Origin of the sequence: Pelagihabitans pacificus (assembly GCF_009371985.2) — a bacterium.
Lineage (GTDB): Bacteria > Bacteroidota > Bacteroidia > Flavobacteriales > Flavobacteriaceae > Pelagihabitans > Pelagihabitans pacificus.
This window is the reverse complement of record NZ_VIKU02000006.1, coordinates 162,084-181,202: the sequence shown is the minus strand read 5'-3', so window position 1 is coordinate 181,202 and position 19,119 is coordinate 162,084. Positions and strand designations below refer to the sequence as shown.

The following is a 19,119-nucleotide window of genomic DNA, read 5'->3' as shown; positions in this document are numbered from 1 at the left end:
TGTGCTGTAATTAATCGAGATTAGTCAGTTTGGTCCTTTTTAACATGTAAACTTTTAAACTTGGGCCATTTTAACAAACCACATAGCTATTTCCCCCTTTCCTTTTACTTTTATCTCTCCTCTTGGTGAAAAGGCAAACTGGGGAAGGTCTTTGATCAGTTCATAAGTATCCTGGGAGATGTTTACCATACCGACTTCCCCATTGCTCTCCATTCTTGAGGCAGTGTTCACGGTGTCTCCCCAAATATCGTACTGGAACTTTTTTACCCCGACGATACCCGCAACCACGGGACCGGTGTGGATACCCAATCGCATTTCAAAGGTAAATTCATTTTTGGCTTTTTTTGTAGTGATCCTATCGGTCATATAGTTCTGCATCTCCAAGGCGGCCATAACGGTATTTTGAACAGACCCGTCCGAAGGCACCGGTAAGCCACCGGCTGCCATGTAGGCATCTCCGATGGTCTTTATCTTCTCGATTCCGTATTTTTCACAGATGAGGTCGAAGGCCTTGAAACAGTGATTGATCTCACCAATCAGTTCTTTGGCGGAAATTTGGGCCGATTGTTCGGTAAAACCTTTAAAGTCGGTAAAAAGAATGGAGACCAACTCGAAGTCGCGGGCTGCCGCTTCTCCTTTTTGCTTGAGTTCCTCCGCTATTTCGGCCGGTAAGATATTAAGCAATAGATTCTCCGAGCGATCTTTTTCCTTTTCGATGATGGCCTTTGATTTTTTTACATAGCGCCATCTACTATAGAGTCCAACGGAAAGTATCAAAAAGAATACACCGACACCGATGGCCATATTTCTATTCGTCTCTTTTTCCTGCACCTCCATTTGATGTCTCATTTCTACTTCCAAATCTTTTTCCACCTGCAGCAAGCTATCGGCCAATAGTTGTTTCGAAAACTCCATCTGCTGCAGTTTAATGGCCGCTTCCTCGGTCTGGATACTATCTGCAAGTTGTAACATCTTCTCATGATACACCAAGGCTTCTTTCATGTTGCCTAGACCTTTATAGGCATAATAAAGACAATCGCATGACGACTCCTGATTTCCGATGTCACCAATACCTTCGGCAAGTTCAAGGCTTTTTTTGCAATAGGCGATGGCTTTCGAGAAATCCCCTTTATCCGAATAAATATCAGAGATGTTCAATAAAGTAGCGGCACGTCCTTGGATGTCGTTGATGGTTTCGCTGATTTGTAAACTCCTTAGGAGGAAGTCCAAGGCCTTGGCATCATCGCCTTGCTCCAAATAGATAGTGCCTATACCTGCAAGTGCGGAAGCAATCCCTAATTGATTTCCGGTCGCCTCGTCGATGCCAAGTCCTTTTTGATAGCTGTCGAGCGCTTTTGAATATTCCTCCTGATCGGCATACAGGTGTCCTATATTGACGTATAAGGCAGCATTGCCCTTTTCATCCCCGGTATCTTCATTGATGGCTACACCCTTTTGGTAGTAGTCCAACGCTTTTTCATGTTCTCCCCTGGTTCTGTAGATACTGCCATACTCGTTGAAGATGGAACCCATGCCATCCAAGTCACCGAGTTTCTCATAGATTTTTAAGCCTCGTTCATAGTACTGCAAGGCGGTGAGGATGTCTTCATTGTCATGGTACAGATATCCAATTTTAGTAAGAATATCCGCAGCGCCCAAGTGATATTCAATCGTTTTGGCCAGCCGTAATCCTTTTTGATACGATTGTAGGGCTTGGGAATAATCGCCCTTTCTAAAAAGGACGTACCCCTTTAAATCAAGGGTTTCTACCATTCCTTTTTGATTGCTGGTGTTTTCGTTGAATGTTAGAAGTTCATCCGCCAGGATAACCGCACTATCGGGCTTGGTATAGAAATATCCTTCGTAGATATAGTCTGTTAGGGCATTGGCCCTAAGAGTATCGGGGCTATTGACGTCTTCCCAAATACGGTACAAAGAGTCGAGATGGGTTTGGGCGTATGACAGACCGGAGTAAAAAAGCAATAATATTAGAATAGTTGGTCTGTGCATAAACGTTATGTATCGGTTCTAGGCGTGATGTAGCGCTCTCGACATTTTTATTTCCCAACCGTTTCCTATGGTATGCTGGCTTGGTAGGTCATTGTCTTATTAAAAATACTAATTTTCAAGGGCATGATGGTGTAATCGTCCATGGTGAGAATCCTTATTTGCTAGGTCGTGGCTATTTCATCCCATACCAACAAGTGCTAGGCCTACGTTTCGTAAAATTCGATGGGCAGGTCGTCCGGGTCGGAAAAGAAGGTATATCTCTTTTGGGTAAGTTCATCTATTCGGATGGCTTCCGCCGTAATGCCATGTTCTTTCAAACGGAGTACTTCTTTCCCGATGTCATCCACTTCGAACGCCAGGTGTCGCAGTCCGGTAGCTTCTGGCCTTGATATTCTCTTCGGGGGATGAGGAAAGGAGAAAAGCTCGATGATATACCTGCCATTCAAGGCCAGGTCCAGTTTGTAGGATTGCCGCCCTTCCCGGTAGACTTCCCTCACCACTTCGAGTCCCAAGACGGTGGTGTAGAAAGACTTTGAACGTTCATAGTCCGAACAAATAATCGCAATATGGTGGACGTTTTCAATCATTGATACTTGAAAGTTTCCCGGTATTTACTCAAACAGCTTCGAAGTTTTGAACGTACTGAATATAAGTCAATACATCCCATTGGCATTGGCGGATTCTTTCGGGACCTGTTGCATGGCATCCCAGTGCTCCACGATTTTACCGTTAGTGTCAAATCTAAAAAAGTCCATCGTTACGTATTCTTCATCCCCCGGCCATGTTTGATGTGTATGCAATGCTACCAAATTTTGCTCCGCTACCGATCTAACAAATTCAATGCGTTTGTCGGGATAGTCCTTTGCCATTCTTTCAAAATAGTCAATAAATGGTTGTTTTCCATCCCCGACCAATGGGTTATGCTGAATATACACATCGCCAACATACAATTCCACTGCCTTTGATGGGTTACCCTCGTATGCCATTTTATAGAAAGCAATGGCGTTCTTTTTATTTTTCTCCAAATCCTGTTTCATTCCTCTTCAAAGGGTTTTTTCGTAAGGTTTATGTATTTGGTATCGAGTGGAAAGGGCATTTTCCCTTTTAGATCGGAACCCTATATTGCCGGGTTTTGAATTACTACAATTTATTTGGTGTACACCACTTTGCCGTCAAAAATGGTCATGGCGATTTCCGTATCTAAGATCTCATCTTCCTCCACGGTCATCAAATCTTGGGTATAAATGGTAAAATCGGCCAGTTTGCCTACTTCGATGGAACCCTTTATGTCCTCTTCAAAAGCACCATAGGCGGCATCCAATGTATACGACCTTAAGGCTTGTTGCCTGGTCATCTTTTGCGCTGGCTCATAACCCCCTTTTGGGGTGCCTTGTAAGGTTTTGCGACTTACACTGGCGTAGAAGCTGGCAATCGGGTTCAATGGTTCTACCGGTACATCGGTACCATTGACGATAGGTACACCACTTTGTAGCAAGTCTTGCCACATATAGGCTCCCTCCTTGATTCGTTTTTCTCCCAGTCGATCGATGGCCCAAGGCCTGTCGGAGGACATGTGTACGGCCTGCATAGCCGGTATTACCTTTAACTCCGCAAAACGGGGGATGTCATCAGGGTGCAGATGTTGTGCATGCTCGATTCGAAATCGATGATCGTTGGCCGCATCGGGCAATTCAGCGAACGCGGTTTCATAGCGATCTAGAATTTCCCTGTTGGCCCGATCACCTATCGCGTGTGAACAAACTTGAAAACCATATTGTAATCCGTTTAGGGCGGTTTCCTTTACAAAGTTCATCGGGAGGGTTTCGTGCCCGAAATGCCCTGGTCTATCGGTATAGGCTTCCAACAACCAAGCTCCCCTTGAACCCAGGGCGCCATCGCAGTTCAATTTTACGGAACGGATGGTCAACAAATTGTCGGGGTCTACAAACGGACCATTTTCGTACCACTCATTGAGCAACTCCTTGTCCCATCCGGTGAGCATGGCATAGAGGCGCACTTTCATCCGGTCCTTGGCCTTCATTTCTTCGTAGAGCGCAATATTCTGCCGGCCGATACCGGCATCGTGAAAGCCCGTAATGCCATTTCTATGGCAGGCTGCTACGGCCAAATCGAAGGCTTTGGTGTTTTTTTCGGGAGTAGATTCCGGTATGTGTTGGGTGATCAAGGTCATGGCTCGTTCATTAAAAATACCCGTAGGTCGACCCAGGGCGTCCAGCATGACTTCACCGCCTTCTATCTCAAGGGTGTTTCCTTCCTTGGCCATCACTTGCACTCCTGCAATTTCCATAGCCTTGGCGTTGGCAAAACCGGCATGGCCACTGGCATGACGCAGGTATACTGGATTATCGGGAGATACCTCGCTCAACCTGTGATGCGTTTGAAAACCCTTTACGGTGTCCGCCGGCATTTCCGTCCATTTGCTTTGATGCCATCCCCGTCCGGTAATCCATTCACCGGGCTCTGTCGTCTTTACCGCTTCGGCTACCGCATCTACAATTTCCTGATAGCTAGTGGTATTGAGCAGGTCTAGATTTAACTCATTGTATCCCAAACCCATAAAATGGCCATGCCCTTCGATGAGACCGGGGGTCATGGTCTTACCCTTCAGGTCGATGACCCGGGTATCCTGGTTTTTATAGCTTTTTGCCTCGGCGAGGCTTCCTGCAAATAGGATTTTATTGTCTTTCGTAGCAACGGCCTCCACCATTGCCTGGGTCGAATCGACCGTATAAATGGGGCCACCGTGAATTAACAGGGTTGCAGAAGGGGTTTTGGGTGTTGAGCAAGCAGCTAGAAAAAGCAGGCTGATCGATAAGCACCATAATTTATCTTTTCGTAATCGCATAGATATGGGTATTTAGAAAAGGGTAATGTACGATTTTATCCGGCAAAACAGGAACAAAATGGGAATCGCGGGATAGCTGTTCATCAAATTAGCTAAGACCCGATACCTTCGAGAGCGTTGCAATTAATATGCGCCAGTCTTTGTTGCTATTTGCCCGTGAAGGTAGGCAACAAAATAGCTCATGTTATGGTGATTTGTCTTCGTACTTATTATAGGTGCCTCCGGGGAATTGGACACGCAGTAGTGTATTAAGTTTCCGATGAATAGCGGCTAAAAAGAAAATATGCAATGTTGAGATTGAGTAACCACGGCAACCAGGCTGAGAGTCGATAGATGGGAATAAAAGGTACTTCCGTTAAAAGTGGAACTAGCAATAATGTTCTTTGGGTTATTGCGGCAAAGGTCAAAGAGTAACTTAAAAACATCCATTTTTGATGACTGTTTATTTTCCCGGTTCGTATAGAAATAATTGATTTGATGGTAATGAATAACCAAGCTACCGATAATAAGGAAAATCCCATTGTGGATATCCAGCCTCCCATGGCGTATTGGGCAATCACAAGTCCAGATACGCTGCTAATGATTACACTTGACACGTATACATATCCAATTCTTTTATGGATAGACTTATAGGATACCCATACTTTTTCTAAAAATTGAAATGGTCCACTGGAAATAGCTACCAATCCTAAAAGAATATGCGTTCTAAAAGTAAATAGATACCAAAGTTCTTCAGCGACTTCCTTTCGTTCAAGCACACCCGTGCTATCTAACTCGAAGTAATGGTAAGACATGACAATCATTGAAATCGCTCCGACTAATAAAAAAGTAATAAAAGCAAGTTTTCTCATGTTCCAAACTTACCAAAGCTTGTGATTTAAAGTAAAAGAATGGGTCGAACATCAAGGAAATGATTTGAATGACAAACGTTTTATTTTATGGAAACGGCTATGGAAATTGAAGAAAAAATTGTTTAACACTTGGTATGTATTTTCTTGAAACAGGAATCGCGACCGTTTGATTTCTTAGTTCAAGTTTTAAACCTTGTGCATTTCCCGAAATGTTGGTTACTTTTTTAAGATTTACCAAATAAGAACGATGGCACCTTTTCAGACATGTGGAGGTCAATTGATTTTCAAATGAAGACAGTGAAACTCTATATGTGACTTTTTTTAGTTGGTTTTTGTCCAAACTGAACATATCGATATAATTGCCTTCTGCCATTGCATAATAGAAATCATCCTCGTTAAAATTGACAATTTCATTTTTTAAATCGGTCGAAAACTGGTAGGTGGTCCCATCTACACTCTCTTTGAATTCTTTTTTGGTCTCCAGAATTTCATTCGCTTGATTAACATTTAATGTGATTTTTCGGTGATAGTCGATTAGTGTTAAAAAAGTAATGGGTATCCCACCAAGAACAAATGTTCGATTAATAATCCACCAATAGTTAGACCAACTAAAGTTTAAAGAGTTTATATAATTAGTGTATACCCCGTTGAGCGTAGCGATTACAAATAGAATTATGAAGTAAAGAATAATTTGATGTTTAACCTTCCAATGTTTATCTGAGAATACTTTCGGAAGTACCAGAGGTAATAAATAAAGAAAAACGAATAAAACTAGTGCCGTAATAAGGCCGAAGAATAGCAAAACCAAGACTTTGTTGTTATAGGTAGCCAAATTGATGTCGAATGGTTCGAAGAACAATAGAAATAAACCTATGAACAGCCCAAAAAGCAAGGCGGTAATAATACTTCGTAAGCCAGGATTTGGAGGAGGATATTTTTGGTTAATTAATTGTAACATCTATACTGGTTCCAAGCTTACAGACAATCGGTTTCTTGCATGATTGGTAATTTTTACCGACAATCTTGTTTTAGGGGGAGGAAAACAATCCATATGAAATTGTCTCCCGCCCTAAAGATAAGTGATTGCGACATTTTTCCGGTTTGGAAATCTGCCCGCAATGACAGTTTGAATCCTAAGTCGTTCTTTTTATCCTATTTATTCATTAGTATTTTTTCGTATTGGCCCGTGGGTGGTATGTCATCCGATGTTTTACACAGTTCATGTAGTCCATCCTTGCTCCGCTATTTGGTACATAATAGCTTTTGCATCACTGTAACTAAACCAATCAGGACTTAGGAAATGGTGAATCCCAGTCTTTTCAGAATTGGGACACCGTCCTGACCCTAGACGGACTTAGGATGCCTAGAGGGAATTTGGATTAGGGCGATAACATCCTGATTATAGAATTCTAAGAGCAAGGTAGAGCCAATAATGCGTCGGTCTTTACTTCTGAAACCTTTATTCAGCCTCAATTTTTAGCCTTAGGAGGTGTATACTCCCAAAGATATCCAACGCGACATTTTCTCGGCCAGCACGCCTTTTTTTAGGGGCGGGGAAGAACTTGTTAAAGTTGGTGATCCAATTGTATCGCTGCCTAATGTATGTACCGGTTCCTATGGGAAAATAGTTACTTGCTATATCTTCTACAGCTCATAATCGGCTGGTCATTATTTTTGGAGCTCCATTAATCTGCTAAGCGCATTGTGGTTTTGCGGATTCAACTATAACTATTTCTCAAAATTCTATAGGGCTTTTACTTTGTTCGCAACATACAGATGGACCTCTGCCAAACCGTCAAAGAGATTCGTCGAATCCGGATACAGTTTTGTCGCGAAAGACATTACATTTATTGACTGTTTCGAGGTGTCGGGCTTAAAAAGAAGTTATGATCCTATCGTTTTTAAATCACCCTCTGGAAGGTCCAAAGCAGGGTTGCTTTTCTTGACCAAGTCGTATAAGACGTTAAAATTGTTATAACGCTGTTTTTCTTTTCCGATTTTTTTAACTCGTTGTCTTATATGAATACAATTTATGTTTGATGTGTGATTTATTTGGCTATAGTGTTTCGTATAAGGGTGTATCGCTATTCCAACTTTGCGTTCAAGTCGGCTAATAGCTCGTTTAGCTGGTCTGCGGCATCTTGATAAAGCTGTTCCTTTTCCTCCATGATAATGATGAAAATCTCTATATCGTTGTGGAATCTATAGCCATATAAGGCATCAAGATCTTTTATTTCAGGTGGATTTATCCTTATATAATCGGCAATTTTAGGCAAGACGATGTACATAAAGTCCTGTTGGTTTTTCTCCAGCCTGTTTATGTAGTTGTATAACACGGCCAGCCGTTTCAGATCACCCAGTATTTCCGGATCATTGATGAGGTCTTGTTCCCCACTGGTAAAAAGACGGTCGTATATGGGTCTGTCGTTTTTAAAATCTGAAAACTTTGTGAGCTCGGAAGCTATTACGGCGAGCGAATCGCTTTTTTCTTTTTCCTTATCGGTCAATATAATTCTTCTCCCTAGTCTGTATCTTTCAAGAAAATAATTGTTATAGTCGGCATTTTCCTGGATGTCCTTAAGGTCTTCACGCAATTCGGTAATGATGTCTTTGTAGAGATGTTGTCCTTCTTTTATAAGATCGGCTGCATCTTTAAGATTATTGATCGAGAGGGCTATTAATATTCCGATGACTACCAATACTATTTCACCTACCGCGTATGCGAGATACGTACGAAATTTTCTTTGTTTAATGAGGGCCGCTCGAATTTTTCTAAAGAATTTCAGCATTAACTCGTTTATTTGATGGAATTGAAGCTCTTTATCTTTGATATCTAAGGTAATAAACTTTGTAGTCTTATCAGAGAACGAACTATCTGGCTTAAAGCGCTATCATTTGATACGCTTGTGCCTAAAGATGTTGCCGTTTTTCGAATGAGGGATGTAGAGTACCTAAATTCTTTGACTATAACCCAGGATGCTATATGTTCATGGATTGTTGGAAATTGTACCAATTACCGGCTATATTCAATTTCAATCATCTCTCCATCTTCTGGAATATACGGTTTTCCAATACTCCATAGGTGGTCAATTTGGAGCGAAGCTGCTTTCTTGTGGTGGGGCAATGATTTACAGCTTCCAAGTGATTTGTGATGACTTTTCAAGTGAATTCTTTACAAATCTGATTATATCCGCCATAGCCATTAGCAACGGCTTGAAAATGTCCATTTGAGCAGTTCCACAGGCTACAACGTTAATAGCTGGCTTATATTTCTTTATAACATTGTCTACGGCATCTGTGTAAATAGTATCCGAGCTTACATAAATGGATTTCTCATCGGGCAACTGTATGAAAAAGCCCATGACATTTCCCATCGGTTTGGCTACACATCCATATCCGTGCACGGCTGGAATACCTTTTATCCTGTCTCCTAGAAAATCGGATGACTTCCAATAATCCATTGTTCGTACCGCATTCAAACCTCGTGTTGAGTATTTTTCCTCTTCTTCGACCATAAGAATTTGACTGCCTTTCCTAAAGGTCTTTCATTTCAAAGAAAGAAAGCAACTCTTTTAGTCCATCTTTATTTAAAGGATAATCCGTTCTAAAAAAATTGGATATTTCCTTCAATTCGGGATTCATTTTTTAGACTGTTACTAACGGTATTTTGAATGGGTAACGAACCTCTAATAGGCATTTATAAAAAGATACGCTTCGATTGCTGATTATCATTCTTTGTTACCAGTTAGCTCGGGAATCATAATTTCTTCACACCGATGATGACCACAAGATCCAAGGAGTTGCCAGAAGGAATATGACGGTGTTCAAAACCGTGATGACCGCTCCTTGCTTGTAAATATCTTCCGACGGTAAAAAGCCACTTCCGGCAAATAAAACATTGGAACTGGAGGCTTGGGGCGTGATCACCGCAAAATAATTGGTGGCGAAAGAGAGCATAAAAGCCATTAGCGCAGCAGGTACTTGCGCATTTACGGCTACCTGTAAAAATACGGCGTATAAAGCCAGCAATTGTGCCGTTTGACTGACAAACAAATAGTGGATTACCACATACAATACGGTCAAAAGGATGTATACGGTAACCCAGTTGAAACCACTAATTTGAGCAGCTATTTGAGCGCCTAGGGTTTTCATGAAACCCATGTCGTTCAATGCGGTACTCATCATATATAAAATGGCAAACCATACATAGGTTTCAAGCGCATCACCCGCCCCTTGTCGAATATCTTCCAGGGTGTACACGTTCGCCAATATCAGTATCGATAATCCAAGAAAGGCAATGATGGCCAGGTTGATGTTCAAAAGGGGTGAAAAAGCCCAAAGAAGGATCATTCCAAAAAATGTAATGCCCATAATCCACTCTTGCCGACTCATGGGACCCATTTCAAGCAGCGTATTTTTAGCCATTTCAGGGGCTTCGGGGGTGTATTTGTTTTCAGGCGGAAAAAGCTTATACAATACCAAGGGGATCGCAATCAAAGCAATGATGCAGGGTACCGAAGCCACAAACACCCAATTACCAAAATTCATGTTTACCCCAAATTGAGCGGCAATACCGGCTCCTACTGGATTGGCAGCCATACCCGTAAACCATAATGCAGAACTTATGGTGTGTCCAGATATGGCTGTCATCATAAGATACGTTCCTGTTTTTTTTCGGCTTTCCGGCGTCGGCAGTGATCCGGTGTCCAAAGACAGTGCATGGGTAATGGGATAAAGAATTCCCGATCTTGCCGTATTACTCGGAATGGCAGGCCCCAAAAGCGTATCCGTAGCAACAATGCAATACCCTAAATTTAAGGTAGACTTGCCAAAGCGGCGAATTAAAAGGAATGCGATCCGTCTTCCCAATCCGGACTTAATCACCCCTTTGGCCACCAAAAAAGCTGCCAGAATAAGTAGTATAAAGCTCTCCGAGAAACCTGAAAAGGCTTTTTCAGGAGTGAGAACCCTCAATAGTACTACGGCTACCAATGCAAGAACCGATGCGGTAAAAATAGACAGGGCATCCAGTAAAACTCCTATGATGGCCGTAATAAAAATAGCGAACAGGTGCCAAGCGTCCGGACTTAATCCCCAAGGAATGGGGAGGTACCAAATAACAGTACCCACTATCAAGGTGATAATTCTTTTTACCCAACGTAATCTCTGGGGGCTATGTGATGGTTCGTACCCTTCAGTTGATCTCATCATGATAACTTGTTTTGCCCATCCCTTTAACTTCAGGTTATTGCTTCAATGTTAAGTAAAAGGTACGCTATTTTACTCGACCCTTCTTCCACGTTCCTCTTAAACCAATACCAACCTTTACCAAAAGCTATGGTTATGGAATGTTTTCGGCATTCTGCAGTTCGTGTTGCCGGCCGTACTGTCTTGGAACCCCCCCTAAAAGCTCTTGGATTGTAATGGTACCCGACCTTAAATAGTCAATGCAACACCTCACTAATTTGGACAATAGGCTGAATATTGGTATAGTTAGGGATATCACCTAAGATTGTCTCAGCGTTGGGTCCGAAAGAATTGTGATAGGCAGAAAGCTTGTCAAAGTAAAAATATCCAATGGCCACATAGGGAAGGGGTTCATCGGGCGTTCTACCAGCTATTCCCTTATCAATCGTGTACAGTTTTAAGGAGTCGCCGAATAAACCCGCGACCATTGGCATGTGTTTGTTGGAATAGTAGTCCATATCGAACGTTTTCCCCTCAGTGTTCGGATATAGTATCGCCACTTTGATCATGCCTTTTTTGATTTTGGAAGTATCGGATGACGTAGGCTGCTGGCAGCTGATACACCATACCATGGCGACAAAGATTGAGAGAATGGTATTGGTTTTCAATTTATGAGGATTTAATGAATGGGTTAAATTTAATTCTTTCCAACTACACAGGACATAATGTTTTGGTTATTTTAGGGTAGGAGTGCTCGATTGAATAGTCCTTAGCTTTTCATAAAAGCTACAGTTGCATCCCTTTATTTTCCATTTTTTTCCAATTCCAACCATTGGTCATAAGCAATTATTCCTTTTCCAGGTCTAGACTTTCCGTTGAGAATTCCAATGAATTCAAGGGAGTGTCCGTCAGGGTCGTCAAAGTAAATCGCTATCGCCGGCATCCAAGCAAATACCATGGGTCGCTCGGTTCCATCGTCTAAAAAGTTCCTAAAATTTAAGTTCCGTGATTTTAAGTAGTTCACTGATTCGTTCAATACCCATTCCGGTTCACATTCAAAGGCAAAATGTCGAATATCGATTTCTTCTTTTGGTTTTTCCCATAAGCCGAGCATTGATTGTTTATCTTTCCCAATCCAAAAGAAAGCTGCTTTTCGCTCTTCTTCATAATGGCATAGCCTTAGTCCAAGGACCTCACTATAAAACTCAACCGAACGCTCAATTTTCTCCACAAATAAATGGGTTTCATAAAGTCCCTTGATCATTTATTTTATTTTTCAATTGTCAATGACGGTGTTAGATAAAGTCGGTGAAACGCTAAAAGCCTACCAATCGCAGGCAGGTGAACAACAAGCTGAAAATTCCAATTGAATTCTCAGGAGGATGCAAGGACAAGAAACCTGCCCGTCTTCATTGAATCACTTATAGCGGTTGTCACCTACGGTTACTTGTTTTCGTTTAACCATTCAATCGCTCGACTTATTCCTTTGTCTTCGTTCGTTTCCACTTTTGGATCAAAATCAACTATTTCATCAACATCTACAAATTCATTGTACAGATTGGATTCTCGGTCTTTATAGTAACTTACGGAAATCATCATTGCGGTTAAACTATCAATCTGGTTATAATCGGTTGCGGTAACCATTCCCATAGTTTTATTCCCAAAAAATCTTGTCCTTGGTCTATTTTTTAAAATCACGGCTAAAGCTTCTCCTGAACTTGCGGTGTAAACACTCGTCAAGACCGCGACTCTTTGAAGTTCAAGGATTGGGCATTTGTTTTCTATCGCCACATTTTGTTCGTCATAGAAGAAATCCCCATCTTTAATTTGCCAAACAGAACTTTCATCTTCCGTAACGCCTTCTGTTCCTCCAACGATTCCGTCGCCAATGATATTCGCTAATCCTTCGACCATCGGGAACATATTTCCACCACCATTATATCTTAAATCTATAATCCACTTTTTCGCCCCGTTTTCGATTAGCTTGCAAACAGCGTTTTGAATATTGGATGACATTTTTTGATTGTCTCCCATTGGAAGCCCAACGATTCTTACATATCCGATACTGTCCTGAATATTTGTGGCTTTGAATTCATAAACCTGTGCTGACTGAATTTCAGTATAAACATCCCAATCAATATTTTTCCGGTGCTCTTTCTTTTCCCCAGAATAGTATGATAGATATTGATTGTTGTGAAAAACACGACCATGTGTATCATTTAACGTTTTCAGCATTAAATCAAGTGCGGGTTTGAGATGAGAAACGGAATCAGCGTTTGTTGCAAGTACATACATTTCTTTTTTGAGAGCGGCCCAGTCAATGTTTTTTCGATAGAGCGAACTATTTTCCACGTGTTCGATTATTTTATCAAGAGTTGTTTTAGTTTTTGAATTCTGGGCACTGGAGGTGAATGAACTTGAAATCAGAAAGCATACTAAAACGTTTTTCCAAGTTTTTTTCATGATGGTGGGTAACGGTCTCGGCTCGTAGTTTACGAAACATTATTTATTGTTCATAAATATAGTAGTTTCCGGATTATTAATCTGAGCTAAGATAGAAGGGATAGGGAGATATCGGCTATGATTTGGTTCTTGCCTCCTACGCGCGTAGCGAAAGGACGGCATGAGCGCTTAAATTTGCAGATACACACCAAACTGAAGACCAGTCAGTCTTGGTGCTTGGGGGTTCAGAAGTGGTTGAAAACAAGTAATTGTTTGCCGTCCTCGTTGTATGCAGGCCTTTTTCTTTCGATTTCCACAATAGGATATTTACCAACCGTTCCCATACAAAATATCATTGCTCATATCCCATTGAAATTGGATAACATCCAATTGCGCTTTGTCGGATAGCATTCTCATTATTTCATCATTTATTTTTCCTTTCTCTACCGATTGATTTGATATGGCTGTCTGGGCTCGTGCATTGACCCTCTCAAAGTATTTCAATTTTTCATTGGCAGAACCGTTTACGGCAACCTCCACCATTTCTTTTGGCAATGTTTTAAAGGTCTGTATATAACCCATTTGCATCAATAGGATGTTCATGCCGGACCATTTTTTAAATAACTCGTCCTGAACTATGGTTAGTATGACAAGATATGTATTACCGTCTAATCTTTGACCTTGTATGATGGTGGTTGCTGCTTTTCCGTTGAGTTCCGTTTTTGCTAGTCCATACGCGATATCCAAATTGTATTTTTGATAGAATGGACTTCGTTTTATTGTTTCAATATCGAAATGGCCAAAGCCATAGTTCTTGGAAATTTTGTTTGCTGCCAACTCAAAAGAAACGTCTTCTACTTCTTTATGTATAATAATCGGTGAATTGGCGTCATCAGGGTCGGCAATATAAACATCATCATAATTAGCCCAGCCACTGTAATGAACATCTTGTCTTGAACTATCGGTGAAAATTGCTATGGGAAGGGGATAACCTGAGTCCATGATCTTTGGCCCAACCATGGTCGGGATACCCTTGATAAATACATTAGGGCTATGTTTGGATTGTCCTTTACATGAAATGCTTAAAACTAGTAAGAATGCTGCTGCTAATTTCATTTTGATTTTCATCCTAAATAAAAAGTTGTCTCGTATTGCATGCACCCGGTATAGTAATTCCACTGCAGTTGAGCCTATACGTTGTTACCTGCTGGCTTTTTTATCTGCCTAAGTATTCCAATTCCGATACATAACATCAAAATGGATACGACATGAGGTACTATGCCAAATTGTTCCCTTATATGGGATTCTGTCAAGGTTACATCAATTTTGAACATCAGCCAAACACCAAATCTTGCGATTGCCCAAAAAATTACTAAAATCGCCCAAAACTTCAAAATCCGATAATGAGTTGTACGGGTTACAGTAAAACTCCAATAAATAAGAATAACCATAAATGCTATGAACAATATTGGAACGTAGCTGCCAATTATCAAATACTGAAAGCTCTTGAATAAAAAATATGCCATAGAAATACCAAGCATCGCGTACAATGATTTGGATTTATATATGCTTTTTAAAATATTCATTGTTCAATTAATGTTTTGGCGACTTCGTAAACTAATTCTGTACACGATGCAACGTAGTTAAAATTGACTGTTTCATACGTATCCTTTGCTGTATCCTTGTAAGGTGCATAATCGCCGTTAACAAGTTCGTCCGTTAATCCAGTGGCATTAAATCCTAATTCCCTAAAAGAATGATGGTCGGTCGAGTTTACTTTTGTAGTATATATAGGTATTCCAAGCCTTTTACCAGTTTTAATATAAATATCCTTTAGATAGTTAGTGGGTAATTCCAGTTCGATAGCGCTATCTTCATCCCTATCCCAACCCATTGTGTCCATCGTGTGTACCGAGAGGATTTTGAATTTTTCTTTTTTTAATTTTTTCGCAAATGCCTGACTTCCTATTAAATCTTCCTCCTCTTGGTCAAAGAAAACCAATATGACATTGACGTTCCTTTCCTTTACATCGATCAATTTCTCAATTAGACCATACCCTATAGCGATACCCGTAGCATTATCGATTGCACCGGGACAGTTACGTTCTGTGTCAAAATGGGCGCCGAATACGATATAGTCATCGCTCTGATTTGTTGATGGCAGAATAGTGTAAACATTGGCTCCCGCAAAGGGCTCAAATAATAAATCAACTAAAGGGTTCACGTTTGGCAGTTTGTATTCTTGAACTTGGGGCTTGAGTCCGGTAGATGCAATTAGGTTTGACAAATATTCACGTGTTAGCTGTCTTTCTTCTTTTGTGCTTCTACTAGATATTGTTTTACCATTTTCTAATTTACTGTGACCGCTCAACTCAGCTATAATTTTTTTCTGTTCATCTATAAGTTTTAAAGGTGGTTCCTCACCCGTATTTAGAAAGATTAATGAAAATAATATTGGAATCAGTGATTTGTGCATATTGATTGATATACGTTCTTTTTAGCTTACCGGTAACGACCTGCTAAACATCACAGCTGCGATCACAGTGTGCGGGTAGAAGCGCGGGCTATTGATTTCTATGGAAATATAGTAAAATCCCTTAACTATCGTTTAAAACGCTCTCTTAATGTTTGCGTATTGTTTCCAATGCTAGTACTCGAACCAGGCCGCATTCGAGGCTGTATGTTCTGGATATTTCGGTATTGGAAATAAGATGTATCGTACATTCCGAGCAGGGCGAAAACATGAATGCCTATCAAAATGGATATGACATGAATAAACTGCTTTTAGGTATTGTTGTAACATTGTTTGGACTCGAAGTCCTGCTAAAACTGGGATTTGGCGGTCGGGAGCTCTATTGCCAATTTGATTTAGCAGGTAGTCGTAACACATTTCTTTTTGGGCGGGAGTGCCTTGGCACGAAGTAAAAAAAGTCAGCTTCTGCGGAATGTGCCCTAACGGTTGGGCTAAGGTTTTTTTGCCAACGACGAGCCGCCCGATGCTGCTAGAGGAAGTCACCGGTCCGAAGCCCCGATGCTTCGGGACGCAAGTGATGGTATTTCATAGGAGGCTTTGATAGGTGCTGTTTTTAACCGGAAGTTTACTCCTCTTCCGAAGACGCTTGGGCCTTCGTCTCGCTATCCTCCTCGGCCCGCTCAAGTCGGTGCTGCATTATGTTCAGCTTTTTCAGCTTCCCCTTCCAGGTCTCCAATGCCGCCTTCTGCCGATCGATGTTCTTGATTACGTCACGTACCAAAGGGTTATCTTCCGAAGCATTGGAGAAAAACTGCAGGTTGGTCTCCAATTGGCGGATTTCGTTCTTGCTTTCGGTAATCTTTTTGCGAATGAACTGGCGTTCGTTCCCGATGGCGCGCTCCTGGTCCTGCGATTTGGCCAATTGCTGTATTTTGTTGCCATACTGTAACAGTTCGGATTCCTGCTTGTCCAGTCCTATTTTTCGGAATAGTGCATCCAGGATCTTGTTGAACTTTTGGTCGATTCCCTTTTTCTTGAAGGGAACACGCCCGTACCCTTTCCATTCGGCGATAAACCCTTTTACGGCTTCCACGTCCTTGTCTTTCTCACCGCTCAGTTCGAATGTGCGCAGACGTTCCAGACAGGCTGTCTTTTTGGCCAGGTTTTCCTCCTCCTGTTTGTATGCACTATTCTTGCGCGCATGCAGCCGGTCGAAGTAGTGGTTGCAGGCATCCTTGAAATCTTTCCAGATACGGTCGGAATATTTGCGGGGCACATGGCCGATATTTTTCCATTCGCGCTGAATGCGTTTCATTTCCTGTGTAGCCGCCTCCCAGTCCTCGCTATCCTTGTGGGCCTCGGCGATGGCCAGGAGCTCCCTTTTCTTTTCCAGGTTTTGTTGCTGTTCTTTTTTCAGGTTTTTATAAAAGGCGTTTTTCCCATGATTAAAGGTGCGTACCGCGTCCTTAAAGGCTGCCCAAGTCGCCTCATTGGCGTGCTGCGGTACCTTGCCGGCCTTGAAAAAGGTATCGCGCAATGCAGCGATTTCTTTCATCTGCTGCTGCAAGGCCCGATGGTTGTTCGGAATATTGGCCGCAATCGCGCTGATTTGCGCAATGATCTCGTTTTTTCGCAATAGGTTGGCCTCGTAGCTTTTCTCCAGTTCTTTCTGGTGCTCCTGCTTGCGTTGGTGCAGTACCTTGGTCGCATTGCTGAAACGTTCCCAGATCGCATCCCGGTGTTCCCGATCCACAGGTCCTATATCCTCTTTCCAGACTTTATGCAAGATCTGGAGTTCCCTAAAGGCTTTCCCGAGGTCTTTTTCCTCGGCCAGGGCTTCGGCCCGTTCCACCAGTTTGGTCTTTTCCTCCAGATTGTGTTTAAAGTCAAGGTCGCGCAACTCACGGTTCAGGTGCAGGAAATCGTAGAAGATCTCGATATGGTGCTGGTAGGTACGCCAAACGTTATTGTAATGCGTACGGGGCACGGGTCCTGCATTGCGCCAGCGCTCCTGGATGCTTTTAAAGTTGTTATAGGTAGTATTGATATCTTCCTCGACGTTGACCAGCCCCTTCAATTCCTCGATGATCTCCAATCGGTTCGCCAGATTTTCCTTTAAGGTATTCTCCAGGTTTTTGTAGTACTGGTTGCGCTTCTCGCGGTAGTCCGAATAGACCTCGTTGAATTGCCGTTTGGTGACCGAATTGTACCTGAAATCGATTTCATTGCCGCCATTGGCGATAAACTCCTCCTTTTTGCCGTCGATGAATTCCTGGAACTTTAGATCAAATTCGTATTTGATGCCGTCCACATGTTTTTTAATGGCCTGTACCTTTTCGTTGCGCACCAGCCGCTGCAGCTCCCCTACCAGGTTTTCCATCGACATGGCATGGTAATCCAAGATAGGGATTCGGTGTCTGTGCTCGTTTTCATGGTCTTCGGCATCCTCCGCATTCTCCTCATCGATTTCGTTCAGCGCTTTTTCGTCTTCCTCCGATTTTTTCACTTTCACCGGTTTGGAAGCGGGGGCTTCCTCGACCTTCTCGACCGCTTTGTTTTCCTTCGTTTCCTCAGTGGTTGCGGGCTCCTCCGTCTTCGAGGATCCTTCTAGCGGGGTATCCGGCCCCACCGTCTCCGAAGGTTCTACTAGCTGGGTGTCCGGCTCCTCGGTATCGCCGGTCGGTTCGGGTTCTTTCGGGGTTTTATTTTCGGCGGCAGGCATTTCTTTGGCATCGTCGGTGGTTGCAAGCTCCTCGCTTTCAGCTGTCTTGGCCGTATCAGGGTCTTTTACGGGTGCCTCTTGCCCTTCATCCGCTCCCAAAACTTCCTTCATTTCCTGTTCATTTTCTTCTGGCATTCTATAGCTGTTTTCCCTGTTATGCAAATCCTAACCTAAGATAGTAACAACCCATTGAATGGCAAAGTGATTGCAAAAGTCTTTTTGACGGGCACATCCCCACGGGTGGTGGGGTCGGGCTTTTCGTTGCAATTCCTCGCCCCTCCTGGCGCCGGTCTGCGGTATTTCCACTGCAATCCCTTGTGCGGGCGGTAGGCAGTCCCCGATAACCGGTAATCGATAACGATCGGCCCCTGACCGATCAGTGGCCCAACTGCCCCTATCATTAAAAAACAATGGCCATGAACCCTGTTTGTGGCATCACGCATTACCATCGCGTGCCTCGCTGTACGCACCACGCATCGTGCATTACGCATCACGCAGCGCGCATTACGCAGTTCGCATTACGCGGCGCACCATGCACCTTGGACCAATACCCCGGACCGATAAAGCT

Annotated in this window: 16 protein-coding genes; all 16 read right to left on the bottom strand. The window is 42.5% G+C overall.

Translation table 11 applies throughout. From position 1 onward, the window contains the following. Window positions 1-54 precede the first annotated feature (54 nt). Window positions 55-2,010 carry an adenylate/guanylate cyclase domain-containing protein gene (locus tag FK220_RS17760; RefSeq protein ID WP_152575701.1) on the bottom strand — a complete coding sequence of 652 codons (1,956 nt, stop codon included), beginning with the start codon at window positions 2,008-2,010 and terminating at the stop codon, window positions 55-57. 203 nt (window positions 2,011-2,213) lie between these two features. Continuing rightward, complete coding sequence (gloA2, locus tag FK220_RS17755) at window positions 2,214-2,597, bottom strand: SMU1112c/YaeR family gloxylase I-like metalloprotein (protein ID WP_152575700.1); 384 nt, start codon at window positions 2,595-2,597, stop codon at window positions 2,214-2,216. 66 nt (window positions 2,598-2,663) lie between these two features. Continuing rightward, on the bottom strand, window positions 2,664-3,047 hold the full coding sequence (locus FK220_RS17750; RefSeq protein ID WP_152575699.1) for a nuclear transport factor 2 family protein: 384 nt from the start codon (window positions 3,045-3,047) through the stop codon (window positions 2,664-2,666). Between the two features lie 110 nt (window positions 3,048-3,157). Next, window positions 3,158-4,876, bottom strand: coding sequence for an amidohydrolase (locus FK220_RS17745; protein ID WP_152575698.1), 1,719 nt, complete (start codon window positions 4,874-4,876; stop codon window positions 3,158-3,160). 248 nt (window positions 4,877-5,124) lie between these two features. Beyond that, window positions 5,125-5,727 carry a DUF2306 domain-containing protein gene (locus tag FK220_RS17740; RefSeq protein WP_152575697.1) on the bottom strand — a complete coding sequence of 201 codons (603 nt, stop codon included), beginning with the start codon at window positions 5,725-5,727 and terminating at the stop codon, window positions 5,125-5,127. Window positions 5,728-5,824: 97 nt separating this feature from the next. Beyond that, window positions 5,825-6,685 carry a LytR/AlgR family response regulator transcription factor gene (locus FK220_RS17735; protein ID WP_152575696.1) on the bottom strand — a complete coding sequence of 287 codons (861 nt, stop codon included), beginning with the start codon at window positions 6,683-6,685 and terminating at the stop codon, window positions 5,825-5,827. Window positions 6,686-7,811: 1,126 nt separating this feature from the next. Then, on the bottom strand, window positions 7,812-8,516 hold the full coding sequence (locus tag FK220_RS17730; protein WP_152575695.1) for a hypothetical protein: 705 nt from the start codon (window positions 8,514-8,516) through the stop codon (window positions 7,812-7,814). Window positions 8,517-8,855: 339 nt separating this feature from the next. After that, complete coding sequence (locus tag FK220_RS17725; protein ID WP_152575694.1) at window positions 8,856-9,242, bottom strand: hypothetical protein; 387 nt, start codon at window positions 9,240-9,242, stop codon at window positions 8,856-8,858. Between the two features lie 253 nt (window positions 9,243-9,495). Then, window positions 9,496-10,938 carry a DASS family sodium-coupled anion symporter gene (locus FK220_RS17720; protein WP_238719095.1) on the bottom strand — a complete coding sequence of 481 codons (1,443 nt, stop codon included), beginning with the start codon at window positions 10,936-10,938 and terminating at the stop codon, window positions 9,496-9,498. 233 nt (window positions 10,939-11,171) lie between these two features. Continuing rightward, entirely contained in the window at window positions 11,172-11,582 is a 411-nt protein-coding gene (locus FK220_RS17715) for an EthD family reductase (RefSeq protein WP_238719094.1), read from the bottom strand. 134 nt (window positions 11,583-11,716) lie between these two features. Further along, complete coding sequence (locus FK220_RS17710; protein ID WP_152575693.1) at window positions 11,717-12,178, bottom strand: VOC family protein; 462 nt, start codon at window positions 12,176-12,178, stop codon at window positions 11,717-11,719. A 179-nt stretch (window positions 12,179-12,357) separates the two neighbouring features. Beyond that, window positions 12,358-13,377, bottom strand: a complete 1,020-nt coding sequence (locus FK220_RS17705; protein ID WP_152575692.1) for a S41 family peptidase — start codon at window positions 13,375-13,377, stop codon at window positions 12,358-12,360. Window positions 13,378-13,683: 306 nt separating this feature from the next. Further along, window positions 13,684-14,472: a hypothetical protein gene (locus tag FK220_RS17700; RefSeq protein WP_152575691.1), complete on the bottom strand. Its 789-nt coding sequence runs from the start codon at window positions 14,470-14,472 to the stop codon at window positions 13,684-13,686. A 466-nt stretch (window positions 14,473-14,938) separates the two neighbouring features. Beyond that, the gene (locus FK220_RS17695) at window positions 14,939-15,832 is read right to left on the bottom strand and encodes a M28 family metallopeptidase (RefSeq protein WP_152575690.1); all 894 of its coding nucleotides are present in this window, start codon (window positions 15,830-15,832) and stop codon (window positions 14,939-14,941) included. Between the two features lie 622 nt (window positions 15,833-16,454). Further along, window positions 16,455-18,686, bottom strand: coding sequence for a DUF349 domain-containing protein (locus tag FK220_RS17690; RefSeq protein WP_152575689.1), 2,232 nt, complete (start codon window positions 18,684-18,686; stop codon window positions 16,455-16,457). 35 nt (window positions 18,687-18,721) lie between these two features. Continuing rightward, window positions 18,722-19,042 (bottom strand): hypothetical protein, encoded by a 321-nt coding sequence (locus tag FK220_RS17685; protein ID WP_152575688.1) that lies wholly within the window; start codon window positions 19,040-19,042, stop codon window positions 18,722-18,724. Between the last annotated feature and the right edge of the window lie 77 nt (window positions 19,043-19,119).